At 70.9% G+C, this 14,021-nt stretch carries 13 protein-coding genes and 1 pseudogene; 7 read left to right on the top strand and 7 right to left on the bottom strand.

The window, feature by feature from the left end; translation table 11 throughout:
* Nucleotides 1–24 precede the first annotated feature (24 nt).
* On the top strand, nt 25–1,545 hold the full coding sequence (locus tag AB0383_RS26900) for an FAD-dependent monooxygenase (RefSeq protein ID WP_366188834.1): 1,521 nt from the start codon (nt 25–27) through the stop codon (nt 1,543–1,545).
* Here AB0383_RS26900 and AB0383_RS26895 read toward each other — a convergent pair.
* The 4 genes and pseudogenes from AB0383_RS26895 to AB0383_RS26880 all read right to left on the bottom strand — a co-directional run.
* Nucleotides 1,529–2,341: a class I SAM-dependent methyltransferase gene (locus tag AB0383_RS26895; RefSeq protein WP_366188833.1), complete on the bottom strand. Its 813-nt coding sequence runs from the start codon at nt 2,339–2,341 to the stop codon at nt 1,529–1,531. The two genes, AB0383_RS26900 and AB0383_RS26895, sit on opposite strands and share 17 nt — an antisense overlap.
* A gap of 22 nt (nt 2,342–2,363) precedes the next feature.
* Nucleotides 2,364–3,185, bottom strand: a complete 822-nt coding sequence (locus AB0383_RS26890) for a class I SAM-dependent methyltransferase (protein WP_366188832.1) — start codon at nt 3,183–3,185, stop codon at nt 2,364–2,366.
* Between the two features lie 25 nt (nt 3,186–3,210).
* Nucleotides 3,211–3,555, bottom strand: coding sequence for a hypothetical protein (locus AB0383_RS26885; RefSeq protein WP_366188857.1), 345 nt, complete (start codon nt 3,553–3,555; stop codon nt 3,211–3,213).
* Nucleotides 3,556–3,670: 115 nt separating this feature from the next.
* A pseudogene (locus AB0383_RS26880) lies at nt 3,671–3,961 on the bottom strand (class I SAM-dependent methyltransferase); the annotation flags it as partial.
* Nucleotides 3,962–4,230: 269 nt separating this feature from the next.
* Here AB0383_RS26880 and AB0383_RS26875 point away from each other — a divergent pair.
* The 4 genes from AB0383_RS26875 (at nt 4,231) to infA (ending at nt 7,645) form a co-directional block, all read left to right on the top strand.
* Nucleotides 4,231–5,658, top strand: a complete 1,428-nt coding sequence (locus tag AB0383_RS26875; protein WP_366188831.1) for an FGGY-family carbohydrate kinase — start codon at nt 4,231–4,233, stop codon at nt 5,656–5,658.
* 118 nt (nt 5,659–5,776) lie between these two features.
* On the top strand, nt 5,777–6,457 hold the full coding sequence (locus tag AB0383_RS26870; RefSeq protein ID WP_366188830.1) for an alpha/beta hydrolase: 681 nt from the start codon (nt 5,777–5,779) through the stop codon (nt 6,455–6,457).
* Nucleotides 6,458–6,645: 188 nt separating this feature from the next.
* Nucleotides 6,646–7,434, top strand: a complete 789-nt coding sequence (locus AB0383_RS26865; RefSeq protein ID WP_366188829.1) for a GNAT family N-acetyltransferase — start codon at nt 6,646–6,648, stop codon at nt 7,432–7,434.
* Entirely contained in the window at nt 7,424–7,645 is a 222-nt protein-coding gene (gene infA / locus AB0383_RS26860) for a translation initiation factor IF-1 (RefSeq protein WP_364181320.1), read from the top strand. Before AB0383_RS26865 ends, infA begins: the two co-directional genes overlap by 11 nt.
* A 124-nt stretch (nt 7,646–7,769) precedes the next feature.
* Here the strand turns inward: infA and AB0383_RS26855 are convergent, their stop codons facing one another.
* The 3 genes from AB0383_RS26855 to AB0383_RS26845 form a co-directional block, all read right to left on the bottom strand.
* Nucleotides 7,770–8,495, bottom strand: coding sequence for a zf-HC2 domain-containing protein (locus tag AB0383_RS26855; protein ID WP_366188828.1), 726 nt, complete (start codon nt 8,493–8,495; stop codon nt 7,770–7,772).
* Nucleotides 8,496–9,035, bottom strand: a complete 540-nt coding sequence (locus AB0383_RS26850) for a sigma-70 family RNA polymerase sigma factor (protein ID WP_220243543.1) — start codon at nt 9,033–9,035, stop codon at nt 8,496–8,498.
* Between the two features lie 310 nt (nt 9,036–9,345).
* A complete protein-coding gene (locus tag AB0383_RS26845) occupies nt 9,346–10,536 on the bottom strand; it encodes a S1C family serine protease (protein WP_366188827.1) in 1,191 nt (396 codons plus the stop codon).
* Nucleotides 10,537–10,849: 313 nt separating this feature from the next.
* On the opposite strand from AB0383_RS26845, the gene AB0383_RS26840 reads away from it, so the two are divergent.
* Together AB0383_RS26840 and AB0383_RS26835 are read left to right on the top strand one after the other, a co-directional pair.
* Nucleotides 10,850–12,319 (top strand): aldehyde dehydrogenase, encoded by a 1,470-nt coding sequence (locus AB0383_RS26840; RefSeq protein WP_366188826.1) that lies wholly within the window; start codon nt 10,850–10,852, stop codon nt 12,317–12,319.
* 62 nt (nt 12,320–12,381) lie between these two features.
* On the top strand, nt 12,382–13,614 hold the full coding sequence (locus tag AB0383_RS26835; RefSeq protein ID WP_364181329.1) for a DUF3800 domain-containing protein: 1,233 nt from the start codon (nt 12,382–12,384) through the stop codon (nt 13,612–13,614).
* Nucleotides 13,615–14,021 lie beyond the last annotated feature (407 nt).

Here is a 14,021-nt window from a genome sequence, read left to right as displayed (position 1 = left end):
TTCCGATCCGCCAAGGAGAAAACCATGCCCGCGATCGACGTGGTGATCGCCGGCGGTGGGCCCAATGGGCTCATGCTGGCGTGCGAACTCAGTCTGGCCGGCGTCCGGCCGATCGTCCTGGAACGGCTCACGGAACGCGATGAGGAACAGCGGGCCAATGGGCTCGTCGGCCAGGTCGTGCGGCTGCTGCACCGCCGTGGCCTCTACGATCGGCTCACCGGCCAGGCCGAGCCGGCACCCGCGCCGCAGTACATGTTCGGCGCGTTCCCCCTCGACCTTGCCCGGTTGCCGGTCAATCCCGTTTACATCCTGCCGATACCCCAGCGGGAGCTGGAACGCGCACTCGAGGAACGGGCGATCGAGCTGGGCGTGGAGATCCGTCGCGGACACTCGGTGACCGGCTTCGAGCAGGACGGCTCGGTGCGCGTCACCGTCGCCGGCCCCGCCGGTGAGTACACTATGGACACCAGATTTCTGGTCGGCGCCGACGGCGGACGCAGCACCGTCCGCAAGCTCGCCGGCATCGATTTCCCCGGTGTCACAAGAGACAACGTTGTTTCGTACACCGGGCACGCGAGCGTGCCGGACTCCCTGCGCGACCCCGCGACACGCGGACTGCGCCTCGACGGCGTCGGCGTTGTCCAGCCCTTCCGGCACTTCCGCACGGAGACGGGCCTGTTCGTGTTCGCCCCGTTTCCGAACGCGGCGCCGCTGATCGCTTCGTCCGAACGCGACCGTCCCAAAACACCCGACGAAGTACCGCCGACGCTCGACGAGCTTCGCGCCAGCGTCCGCCGAGTCCTCGGCGTCGATCTGCCGCTCGACACGCCGACCGGCCCCGGGCCGCACCAGCTGCGCCGGGTGTCCAGCGGCAACACGCGGCTGGCGTCGACGTTCCGCGCCGGCCGCGTGCTCCTGGTCGGCGACTCCGCCCACGTGCACTCCGCGATCGGCGGGCCGGGCCTGAACCTGGGGCTGCAGGACGCGGTGAACCTGGCGTGGAAACTCGCCGCCGAGGTCCGCGGCTGGGCACCGGCCGGCCTGCTCGACACCTACGACGCCGAGCGCCGGCCGGTCAGCCGCCGCGTCGTGATGCACACGCAGGCACAAGGCGCGCTGACCGCGCCGGGCCCGGAAGTCACGGCGCTGCGCGAGCTGTTCGGGGAACTCCTCGGCCACCAGGACGTGACCCAGCACCTCGCGGATTTGTTGTCCGGCGCGGACATCCGCTACGGAGACGACCCGCACCCGCTCGTCGGCCGCTGGGCACCGGACCTGCCTTCCGACGCCCTCGCCAAGGCGTACCTCGCGGCGCGGCCGGTCCTGGTCGACCTCACCGCGGACGCCTCGCTCGCCCCCGCCGTGACCGATTTTCAGGACCGCGTCGACACGGTGTCCCTGCCCGTCAGGTCGATCGAAGCGACCGCGTTGCTGATTCGCCCGGACGGCTACGTCGCTTGGGCCTCGTCCGATCCCGAACCGGACGTGGCCGGACTGCGGAAAGCGTTGGTCCGCTGGTTCGGCGCCGTCACCGCAACCGCGTGACGGCCACGTCGACACACGCCGACGCGGCCAGCCGGCCCTCGGGCGTCACCAGGCTGCGCGTGGCCACGGTGAACGCGGTGCGCAGGCCCTTCCGGTGCGTGTCGTCGAGGGTGACCATCTGGTAGTAGCTGTCGTGACAGGTCTGCCAGACCTCGTCGGGCGTGCCGCCGAAGTCGACGACCATCCGGTCCCACGCGACGGGTTCGAAGCCGGCAGGGCCGAGCAGCTCGTCCAGACCTTCGCGCGTGCGGGTCCGGGGGTCGCCGGCCGCCGGCACCCGGCGTTCCTCCGGCACCACGGCGAACAGCGGTCGCGCGACCTTGAGGAAGATCTCCATCGCCTCCCGCCCGCCACCACCGACGCCGATCGCCAGCGTGCCGCCCGGGGCCAGCACGCGCGCGACCTCGGCGACGACCTGCTCGACGTCGGCCATGAGCATCAACGCCATCAACGACACGACCGTATCGAACTCGCCGTCCTCGAACGGCAGCTCCTGCGCCCGCCCTTGGCGCAGATCGGCTTCGGCCAGCTCGGGCCGGCGCCCGGCCGACGCCAGCTGCCCGGGCGAAAGGTCCACGCCCGCCAGCTTCGGCACCCCGCGGCTGCCGAGTTCGGCGAGCAGCGCGCCGTCACCGCAGCCGAGGTCGAGCACGGCCTTGGCTGTGGTGACGCGGTCGGCGAACACCTCGTACACGGTCCGCCCGTCGCCCGTCACACGACCGCGCCCGGCCAGCTCGGACGCGGCGTCCGGGCGGGCGTCGTGGTAGCTGCGCAGGAACTCCTCGGCGGACGTCATGGCGAGACGTTAGCGCGGATCGTCACTCCGCCAGGCGCGTTCGGGCGATGTTGAGCCGCACGGCCGCGGGCAGGATCCCGTCGGCGGTCAGCAGCCCACGCGTCGCCTCGCTGAACTCGGCGCGCAGTTCGGCGAGCTGCACGTCGTCCAGCGTCGAGGCGGGGTAGAGCGTCTCACAGCACGTGACCCACACTTGTTCCGGCGGTGCGGCGAAATCGACCACGATCTGTTCCCAAGCAACGGGTTCGAACCCCACCGGCGCGAGGAACTCGTCGAACCCCTCGGCGCTGCGCGTCCGCCGGTCCCCGTCGATCGGCGGTTTGCGTTCTTCGGGCACCGCATCGAACCTCGGCTTGGCGAGCTCGAAGAGCACCTCCGTGGCCCCGACGGCGCCAACCCCGCCCACCACCGCCGCGAACACCCCACGCGGCGCCAGCACCCGCGCCGCCTCCGCCACGACCTGCTCGAGGTCGGCCATGAGCATCAACGTCATGTGCGACACGACGGCGTCGAACGTTTTGTCCGCGAAGGGGAGTTCCTGTGCTCGCCCTTGCTTCAGCTGGGCTGCTCTGAGCTCCGGCCTTTGCGCGGCCAGCTCCAGCTCCCCCGCGGACAGATCGATCCCGGCCAGGCTTTCGGTTCCCTGCCTCGCGAACGTCGCCAGCAGCGCCCCGTCACCACACCCGAGATCCACCACCCTGCGCGCTTTCCCCACCCGCTCGGCGAACACGTCGTAACTCGTGCGCCCATCCCCGACCACCCGCCCGGCCTCGATCAGCACCGACTGCGAATCCGGCTTGCGGTCGTGGTACTCCCGCAGCCACAGTTCCCCCGGTGTCGTCATGCCCCCGACGTTAGCGCGGAAGATCTCAGCGCAGCCTCGTTTCGACGATCCGCATGTTCAGCCCTGCGCGCAAGCGGCCGTTCTCCGCGAGTTGGCGGGTTTCTTTCAGGAACGCGGTTTCGAGCCGCTTCAGCTGCGTGGCGTCGAGGGTGTCGACCGGGTAGAACATCTCGCAGCAGCGCGTCCAGACGTCCGCTTCGGGCCCGCCGAAGTCGAGGTCGATCAGGTCCCACGAGACGGGCTCGAAGCCGGCCGCGCCGAGCAGCTCGTCGAGGCCTTCGCGGCGCCGCACGCGCGGATTGCCAGCGATGCGGACTCGGCGCTCTTCGGGAACCTCGTCGAACAGGGGGATCGCCAGCTCGATGAACACCTTCAGCGCTCCCGTGACCGCACCGGCGATGGCCGCGCCGAACACCCCACCCGGTGCCAGCACGCGAAGCCGCTTCGGCGATGACCGCTTCGACGTCGGGGAAAAGCATCAGCACCATGTGCGACACGACGGCGTCGAACTCCCCGTCCCCGAACGGCAACTCCTGCACCCGAGCCAGCCGCAGGTCGGCTTTCCCAAGCTCCGGCCGGGCGCGCGCCACGTCGAGATGCGCCGCGGACAGATCAACGCCCGCCAAGACCTCCGCGCCGTTGATCGCGGCCAGCAGCGAACCGTCGCCACAGCCGAGGTCGAGCACGCGCCGTGCACCGGACAACCGCGCGGCGAGGACCTCGTAACTCGTCCGCCCGTCATCGACGACCCGGCACGAATCGATCAGATCGGACATCACATGGGGTTTCCGGTCGTGGTACGCGGCCATGAAGGCTTCGGCGGGTGTCGTCACCCCCGCGACCGTAGCGGGATTTAATCCATCTCTTCGCGTGAACGACAACCAGGTGGTGCTGCGACCGCGATGAAGGCAGCCCCGTTCGGAGTGGCCGGGGCGGACTATTCCGCCAACGCTGCGCTTACCTCGCAGCTGTCAACGACCAACCCCGAAACCTCCAACGAGTGTCCCCACCAGACGACCACAGCAGGATTTGATACATCTCTCCCATGAACGACAACCAGGTGGTCCTGGGCATCGACATCGGCACAACCGCCGTGAAAGTGGCCGCGTTCGGCACAGACGGCCGGGCGCGCGCGGTGCACAGCGTCGCTTACCCGATCACCCGGCCGCGGCCCGGCTGGGCGGAGCAGGACCCCGAGGACTGGTGGCGAGGCTGCGTCACCGCGACCAGCACCGTCCTCGCCGAAGTGCCCGACGTCGTCATACGCGCGGCGGGGATCGTGAGCCAGGTCAACACTCACCTGCTCGTGAAGCAAGACCTGACCCCGCTGACGCCCGCCGTGATCTGGCAGGACCAGCGGTGCGCCGACATCGCGCGGGAGCTGGACACGCGGTTCACCCCCGAGGCCAAGCTGCGGATCTGGGGCGGGCCGGTGGCGCTGGACGCGTCGTTCGTCGGGGCGCGGGCGGCGTGGTTCGCGGAGCACGAACCGGACAAGTGGGCCCGGAAGCGGTGGATCCTGAGCCCCAAGGACTTCATCGGCGCGCGCCTCACCGGCCGCGTGGCGACGGACAAGCTGTCCGGCGTCCGGATCGCGGGCGCGCGCGGCTATCTGCCCGAGGCTGTCGCCCTCGTCGACGGGCTGGGTGAGCGGCTGCCGGAGCTGCTGGAGCCCGAAACGCCGCTGGGGCCGGCAAAACAACTCGAAGGTGCGCCCGTCGTCGTGGGAACGATGGACGCGTTCGGCGCGGTTTTCGGAACGCGCACGACGGAGCCGGGCCGCGGCATGATCTCGTGCGGCACGTCGCTGGTCGTCGCGGGTGCGTCGCGTCACCGCGCCACCCAGCAGGGCATCGTGACATTCCCGCCGCGCGGCGACCTCTACGTCCACGCCGGTCCGACGCAGGCCGCGGGCGAGGCCGTCAGGTGGTGGGCCCAGGCGTCGGGACAGACCGTGCCCGAGGTGTTCACCACAGCGGCCGACGGTGCGGCCGGGATCGTGTTCACGCCGTACCTTCAGGGCGAACGCGCACCGCTGTGGGACGCCGACGTGCGCGGCAGCTTCCTCGGGCTGAGTTCGTCGGCGACCCGAGCGGACCTCTCGCGCGCAGTGCTGACGGGCGTCGCGTTTTCTGCGCGGCACGTGCTGGAGCAGGTGGAGCAGGCGTGCGGCTTCCGGCTGCCGACCCTCACGTTCTCCGGCGGCGGCGCGCGCAGCGACCTGTGGACGCAGCTGCACTCCGACGTGCTCGGCCGCCCCATCGAACGCCTCCGTGTGCACGACAGCGCCGCGCTCGGGGCCGCGCTGCTGGGGGCCGTCGGCGTGGGACTGCAGCCGGACGTCGAGACGGCGGCCGCCGCGACCGTCGCCGTGGAGCGCGTGTTCGAGCCGCAGACGGACCTGACGCGGCTGTACGAGGCGTACCGCGCTTCGTACGAGGGGCTCGCGAAGGTGCACGAGCTGCTGCGGTGAACCAGCACCACACTGCGTCCGTGTCCTCCGGCATGGACGAGGAACAGCCGGCCCCGGACTACGACGTGCTCGCCGCGATCATCGGCTTCCCGCCCCGCGACCCTGATGTAATGGAGGAATGAGGACGATCCGCTACGGCGGCGAACCCAGCCAGTTCGTCGAGCTGCACGGCGACCACCCCGTGCGCGGCACGGCTTTCCTGCTTCACGGCGGCTGGTGGCGCGCCCAGCGCGACCTGCACCTGATGGACGCGCTCGCCGCCGACCTCGTCGCCGCCGGCTGGCTCGTCGCGAACCTCGAGTACCGCCGCATCGACGGCGACACCGGCGGCTGGCCCCAGACCCTCCGCGACGTCCTCGCCGCCATGGCCGCGGTGCCCGTTGCCGAAGACCTGCCGACGATCGCGGTCGGCCACTCCGCCGGCGGCCACCTCGCCCTCCTCGCCGCTGCGTCCGTGAAACCGTCCGCCGTCATCGGCCTCGCCCCCGTCACCGACGTCCCGCGCAGCGCCGCCGAAGGCCTCGGCGAGGGCGCCGCCAGCCTGTTCCTGCCGTCCCCCGACCCGGCCGCCTCGCCCCTCAGGTGCCTGCCGATCGGGGTGCCCCAGCTGATCCTCCACGGCGACACCGACGTCCGCGTCCCCATCGACCACAGCCGCGTCTACGCCGAAGCCGCCCGTGCCGCGGGCGACGACGTCACCTTCACCGAACTCCCCGGCGTGGACCACTTCCGCGTGATCGATCCCGCCGACGACCCCTGGCAGCACGCCCGCACCTGGCTCACCACCCGCTTCGACTGAGCGGCGGAAAAATCGGTGGGCACGGCGACGCCCCACCGCTATCGTTCCGGGGACCGTGACTCGACACCGGGAGGTGAGACCCATGAACGCTGTTTCGATGTGGGTGCTCCCCTCGTCGTCACGGTCGGGCGACTGACGTAGGGGTTGCCGGGAGCGCCTTGATCAGGCACTCCCGAAAGGTGACCACTATGAACACTCTGCGCTTCACCGCGGGCGAACCCGCGGTGGAGATCACCCACGTCGCGCCGAAGCTGTGGCACGCGCTGGACGACGACCGGGTGACCGGCCGCGCCGAGGCCACCACGCGCCCCGACGGGCGGGTCTTCCTCAGCGTCGACGCCTGGCACCGCTCGGTTTTCGACCAGCTCGTCCGCACGATGCTCGAGACCCTGCCGGAACCGCTCCACACGGTGGTCGACGAAACCGACCACGAACTGCTGGCCGCCTGGCGCCAGGCCGGCCTGACGATCCGGCGGCGCGAGTGGGAGTACGTCGTGCCCACCGATCCGCGCGTCACCGGGCCGGCGCTCCCCCCACCGGGCGTCACCCTCGTGCCCGCCGGGACCGCCGAAGACGGCCTGCTACGCGAGGTGGACCGCGCCGTCCGAGCCGAGGTCGAAGCGCGCGTCGGCTGGCAGGAAATGCCGGCCGAGGTGCTGGTCCGGCCCGGCGACACCATCATCGACCCGGCGAAGTACGCCGCTGCGGCCGAAGAAGGCGAGTACGTGGGGCTGGTCCGCGTGGTCCAGGTGACGCGGCTGCCCCGCATCGGGCTGGTCGCCGTCCGCGCCTCCCGACAGCGTCGCGGCATCGCCCGCGCGCTGCTGGTCCACTCGCTCGGCGTCCTGCACGAGGCGGGGATCGAAAGGGCGTCGGCCGAGGTGAACGAGGCCAACGAAGCGGCGACGGCGTTGTTCGAGGGCCTCGGCGCCCGGCGGGCCAACAGCACCCTGGAGCTGGTGCGCCATGGCCGGTAAGGACGGGATCGAAGTCGAGGGAACCGTGGTGGAGTGCCTGCGCGACGCCCGGTTCAAGGTCGAGCTGTCGAACGGGCACCACGTACTCGCCCACATCAGCGGCAAGATCAGGAAGAACTTCATCAAGATCGTGCCCTACGACCGGGTCCTGGTGGAGCTGAGCCCGTACGACCTGAGCCGGGGCCGGATCCTGTTCAGGTACCGGAACTAGCGCCGGTTCCCGTCGGCGGGTGGGCGCACCTGCCTGCGCCGCCCGCCACGGGACCGTCCGAAGTGGACCCCCACTCCCGGTTTGCCCGAACACACCACCTGCCGGGGCAGGAAGCGCCCGAAGGTCAGACGTTCGCTTCCACGAACTGGTGGCCCTCGGTATTCTCGACCACGATCGAAGCGACCTGAGAGGGGTCGACGAGGGCGGAACCGTTGAGGTCCGCACCGTCGTGGACAGCCTTCTGGGACACGAGCCAGCCACCGGCGATTTCGCGGTCGCCGTTCTTGCTGACCACGATCAGGCGGCACTTCTCGCCCGCCGGAATGCCCGTCACGGCCGCCTCGACGCGAACCCAGCCGGCGGCCGGGACGATGCTCGCGGTGAGCCGCGTTTCGCCCGAGGTGCTGCTGAGGAACTTGGTGCCGGGCACGGTGCTCGACGCGGTCGTCGGCACCGGCGCGGGTGGCGGTGGAACGGCGACGGCCGGGCCCGCGGGCGAACCCGCCTTCCCCACCACGACACCGATGCCCATCGCGGCGGCGGCGACCACGACCGCGGCCGTCGCGGCAAGGAACCGGCCGCGCCCGGCCGAGCTGCGCGCTTCCGAACGCACCTGGCGCAGCGTGCGCTGCAGCAGCAGGTCGCCGCCCTCGGGCGGGCCGTCGAGCAGCGCTTCGGGCGGCACTTCGCCCAGGAACTCCTGCATCTCGCGCAGCGACTCGACCTCCGCGCGGCAGTCCGCGCAGCCGGCGAGGTGCGTCTCGATCGTCTGCTTCTCCTGCGCGGAGACGTCACCGGCGACGTAGCCGGCGAGGTCCGCGTGGTCGGGGAAGTCGCTGAACCCACTCATCTACGCCGCCCCCACCCGCTGATCCGCGAACTTCTCCCGCAATGCCCGTAAACCGTAGTACGAGCGGGATTTCACCGTGCCCGCCGGGATTCCCAGCTGCTCGGCGGCCTCGGTCACCGTACGGCCGTGCAGGTACATCTGTTCCAAGACTTCGCGGTGCTCGGGCGAGAGGCCCTCGAGCGCCGACAGGACCACCATCGAGTCCACGACGTGGTCGGCGTGGTCGTGCTCCACCGGCACGGTCGTGGGCGACTCCGCGACCTCCGCCGGGCGCGCGTCACGCGCGCGGACCTTGTCGATCACCAGGTTGCGGACGACGGTCAGCAGCCAGCCTCGCACGGAACCCTTGCCGTTGACGAGGCTGTCCGGGTTGCGCCAGGCGCGCACCAGGGCCTCCTGCACCACGTCCTCGGCGGCCGCGCGGTCGTTGAGGAGTCTCGTGGCGTAGGCGAGCATCGCCTTTCCGTGCTCCTCGAACAACGAGCGGACGAGCGCCTCGTCGGCCACCTGCTGGCGGTGACGAGTCCTCAACCCGGCCATTCCGGACCACCCTCCCCGAACCGGCAAGATCACCCTTGCCCTGCTGCGCAGAACTGTAGGACAGCACCCGAGGCCGTCCGCACGAGGTGCGCGATCGGCGACCACCACCCACAGTGGCCGCTTCGCACCCCGCGACAGTCAACCCTTCCCCTGAACGGACGATTGCCATCACCGGGGGCAACCGACACCTTCGGCCACGGACGGTGCCCGTTCGTCCCCCTCGGACCCGGTTTGAGCGCTCTCGCCGACCTCACCACCACGCTCGGTGACGAAGACGTCCCGCACGTCCGGCCGGGCCCGGCCGCCGCACTCAGCCGGTCGGACCACTCACCGGGACGAGTGTCACCGTGGCCGTTTTGCCGCCTTGACCGGCGACCGTGACGCGCAGTTTGTCGCCCGGGTGGTGGGTGTCCATGAGCGCGATCAGCGCCGTCGCCGAGGTGACCGGTTTGTCGTCGATGCCCACCACGAGCAGGTTCGCCTTCAGGCCCAGCTTGGCCGCCGGCCCGCCCGCGACCACGGACTTGATGAGCGCGCCGGTGCCGTTGCCGCCGTCGACCACGGTGAGGCCGACGAACGCGCTGGGTCCGATGTGGATGGTCTCCGACGACTGACCCGCCAGGATGTGGTGCGCGATGTCGGTGGCCGTGGCGATGGGGATCGCGAAGCCCTCGTGCGGACGCAGGCCCTCGTCGAACACGTAGCCGGCGTTCGCGGCCGTGTCGACGCCGATCACACGGCCCTGCTCGTCGGCCAACGGCCCGCCGGAGTCGCCCGACTGGATGTCGGCGTCGACCTGCAGCAGGCCGGTGAGCGTCTCAGTGGCGCCGGTGATCTCGTCCGCCGCCGTGACCTGCCGCCCGAGCGCCGTGACCTTCCCCGGCGACGCACTCGGCGGCCCACCCAGGCCGCCCGCGTTGCCGATCGCCACCACCCCGTCGCCGATCTTCACCGCGCCAGACTCGCCCAGCGACGCCGTGACCAGGCCGGACGCGTCTTTCAGCTTGAGCAGGGCGACGTCGTGGCTGCGGTCGTAACCCAGCACGGTGGCGTCGTAGCCGCGGCCGTTGCCGACGTCGGTCACGTGCATCGAGGTGGCGCCCTCGACCACGTGGTTGTTGGTGAGCACCAGGCCGTCGTCGCTCAGCACGATGCCCGTGCCCGCCGCGCCGCCGCCCTCGAGCCCCAGCTCCACATCGATGTCCACCACGGCGGGGCTGACCTTCGCGACCACCGACGCGACGTCGAACGCCGGCTGCGCCCGCACCTGCGCCACCGGCGGCGCAGGCGGCGTCTTCGGCCCCCACGCGTAGTGCCCGACGGCGACGCCGACGAGCGCCAGCAGCACCACCAGTCCGAGTGAGATCAGCACGGCACGCAGGGGCCGCTTGCGCTTCGGTGGCTCCTGGGGGTTCTGCGGCGGCGCCGGGACCTGCGGGAGTGCCTCTTGCTGCTGGTGCGCCCACGGCGCACCGAGGGGGGCGTCGGTGTTCTGGCTCATCTTCGGTTCCCTGCCGCTCGCATCGGACAGCACACGTGCATTGTTCACACCGCCTCGATCGGGGAACAGTACTGGCAGGCCCGCCGGGGCGTGGGTTACGTTCGAAGTGATCTTCCCAGCCTGCTCCTCTCACCAGGTCGGCACACGCCGGCGGCTGTGCACTGGGATCACCGCCTCCGGCGCCCGACGGCCCTGGTCCGCAGCGCCCATTGCGTCCTTTGTGGACACTTTCGCCGATCCGCTGAATCCGCGGGTCTGGTGCCTCCTCGGGTGCGGACGTAACGTCCGAAGCGAGACCGAGGAGAGGTGGGTCATGCCCGAACACTTCAAGATGCTCATCGGCGGTCACGCCGCCGACGCGATCAGCGGCAAGACGTTCGAATCCCGCAACCCCTACACCGGCGGACCCTGGGCCGTGCTCCCCGACGGCGGACCCGAGGACGTCGACGCCGCCGTGCGCGCGGCCCGCGCCGCCCTCGACGGCGAGTGGGGCTCCGCGACGGGCTTCACCCGGGCCGCGCTGCTGCGCCGGCTGGGTGACCTGATCGGCGAGAACGCCGAACGGCTGGCCCGCCTCGAGGTCAACGACTCCGGCAAGCTCCTGCGCGAGATGCTCGGCCAGCTCACCGCCCTGGGCGGCTGGTACCACTACTTCGCGGGCCTGGCGGACAAGATCGAGGGGCGGCAGATCCCGTCGCCCAACCCGAACTACCTCGTGTACACGAAGCGTGAGCCGGTGGGGGTGGTCGCGGCGATCACCCCGTGGAACTCGCCGTTGTTGTTGCTGACGTGGAAGCTGGCGCCGGCACTGGCCGCTGGCTGCACCGTCGTGGTGAAGCCTTCGGAGCACGCGCCGGTGTCGACACTGGGGTTCGCTGCCTTGGTCACGGAGGCCGGTTTTCCACCCGGGGTGGTGAATGTCGTCACGGGTCTTTCGCGCGAGACGGGTGCCTCCCTGGCCGGCCACCCCGGCGTGGACAAGGTCGCGTTCACGGGATCGACGGCGACGGGCCGGGCGGTTGCCCGGGCGGCGGCCGAGAACCTGGTGAAGGTGACCTTGGAGCTGGGCGGGAAATCGCCTCAGGTCGTGTTCGCCGACGCGGACCTGGAGGCGGCTGCGAACGGGATCGTGGCGGGCGTTTTCGCGGCCACCGGGCAGACGTGCATGGCAGGCTCGCGGTTGATCGTGCACGCGGATGTCCACGACGAGCTGGTGCGGTTGGTGGCCCGGCGCGCCGCCGCGATTCGGCTGGGCGATCCGACGGCGGCGGAGACCGAGATGGGACCGGTGGCCAATGAGCCGCAGTACGAGAAGGTTTTGTCGTACTTGGAAACCGCGCGAGCCGAGGGGGCGACGGTCGCGTACGGGGGTGTCGCGGATCCCGGCTTGGGCGGGTTGTTCGTGCAGCCGACGGTGCTGATCGGGGTCACACCCGAGTCGACGGTTTACCGGGAAGAGGTGTTCGGGCCCGTTTTGGCGGCATTGACGTTCACCGATGAGGACGAGGCGGTGAAGCTGGCCAACGACACGCCGTACGGGTTGGCGGGGGCGGTGTGGACCAAGGACGTGCACCGGGCGCATCGGGTCGCGGGGCGGATCCGGGCCGGGACGGTGTGGGTCAACGCCTACCGGGTGGTGGCTCCGTCGGTTCCGTTCGGGGGCTTCAAGAACTCCGGGCTGGGGCGGGAGAACGGGGTTCACGCGGTGGACGAGTACCTGGAGGAGAAGGCGGTCTGGGTGGAGCTGACCGGAGGGACGCGAGACCCGTTCACGCTCGGCTGAGTCCATTGTAGAGCCCCGAAAACCCGGTGCGCCGGCGACTCGGGCCTGGCAGGATCTTCGTGGTGTCCGGGACGATTGCGTGCGACGAGTCCGGTTCCGAGGGTGTGAACCTCATCGGGGCGAACACGGACGTCTTCGCGCACGCCGGCGTGCAGGTGGGCGTTGAGGCCGCCGCGGACTGCGTCGGGGAGCTTCGCGAACGAATCGGGTCACCGGCGCTGGAGTACAAGGCGAACCACCTGCTGCGGGCCAAGAACCGGGCGGCGCTGGTGTGGCTGCTCGGACCGTCCGGGCCACTTGCGGGGCGGGCCGGGGTCGTGCTGGTGGACAAGGCGTTGTTCGTCACCGGGAAGGTGGTGGACCTCCTCGTCGACCGGGTGCCTTACCCCGGCTGCCTCGCGCGCCGGCCGGACTCCCGGGCGCTGGCGCTGCACCACGACGGCCCGCGGCTTTTCGGGCCGCGGTGGAGTGAGTTCCTGCAGTCGTTCACCGCCCTGCTGCGAACCTCACAGCGGCGCGGCCCCGGGCTGGCGCCTTCGGAGTTCTTCGCCCAGCATGACGTGTTGAGTTCGCTTGCCCGGGTGCCGCAGTGCAGCGCTCACCTGCCAGCTGCCTCTTCGCCGGCGAAGCAGTGTTGGTCACACGATCTCGAGGACTTGCGGATCGGGCGGTGGGAGCAGCGGGGGTCGAGCCACCCGTCGATCGAGGCGCCGCAGCGGGGGTCAAGCCACCCCGAGCACCTGCGGGTCGAGTCGCGGGAGCAGCGCGAGTCAAGCCACCCCAAGCACCCGCACATCCAGCCCCAGCGGCAACGCGAGTCAAACCACCCGCCGATCGACCCGCAGCAGCAGCGCGACTCAAACCACCCCACGCACCCCCAGATCCGGCCGCCGCAGCAGCGCGAGTCAGTCCACCCGCGATTCGACCCAGCACCGGCGCGCGAGCACCTGACCGCGCTACGCGAGCAGCTGCGCGCAGACCCCTCGCTGGTACCACCACTCGACCCGCTGATGCCGGCCCTCGTCGACACGGTCACCCACTGGCACCCCACCACCGTCATCCACGACGAACAGCCCTCACTCACCCCCGCGCGCCTCGCCACCCTCCTCGGCCCCACCCGCGACATCCACTTCGTCGACTCCCGCGCCGACCCGCGCGTCCAACTCGCCGACTTCCTGGCCGGCGTCACCCGCCGCCTGGCCGAAGACGCCCTGCACCACCGCGGAGACCCCGAGCTCACCGCTCTGCTGCACCCCTACCTGCTCCCGACCTCAATCTGGGCCGGCCCGCTGTGAAGGGCAACGCGGTGGAGACTTTCGGACACTTCGCGAAGATCAGTCGGCCGACCCGTGTGCGAACAACACCCGCCGCTGCCGTCTCGGCGGCCCGGTCGAGCGGTCCCTTCACGACGCCGTCGACTACACAAAGTCACGTCCCTGCGCAACGCCCGCTCGGACTCCGCTCACCGACCCGAGCCCGTCGCGAAGGGTCTGCTCGCGACGGCCAAGACCAGCCCGCGAAATCGCCCCCGACCACCTGCCGAGACCGGCCAGCCACCCTGCCCGTCGCCAAGGGACCCCTCGCGGCTGCCAAGACCGGCCCGCGAAGCGACCCCGACGCCCGCCTAGCCCCGGCCAGCAACCCGAGCGCACCGCGAAGGGCCCGTTCGTGACAGCCAAGACCAGCTGCGGCACCCGACCAC

Source organism: Amycolatopsis sp. NPDC051373 (assembly GCF_040689465.1).
GTDB lineage: Bacteria > Actinomycetota > Actinomycetes > Mycobacteriales > Pseudonocardiaceae > Amycolatopsis.
The sequence above is the reverse complement of the archived record's forward strand: the minus strand, read 5'-3'. Positions and strand labels throughout refer to the sequence as shown.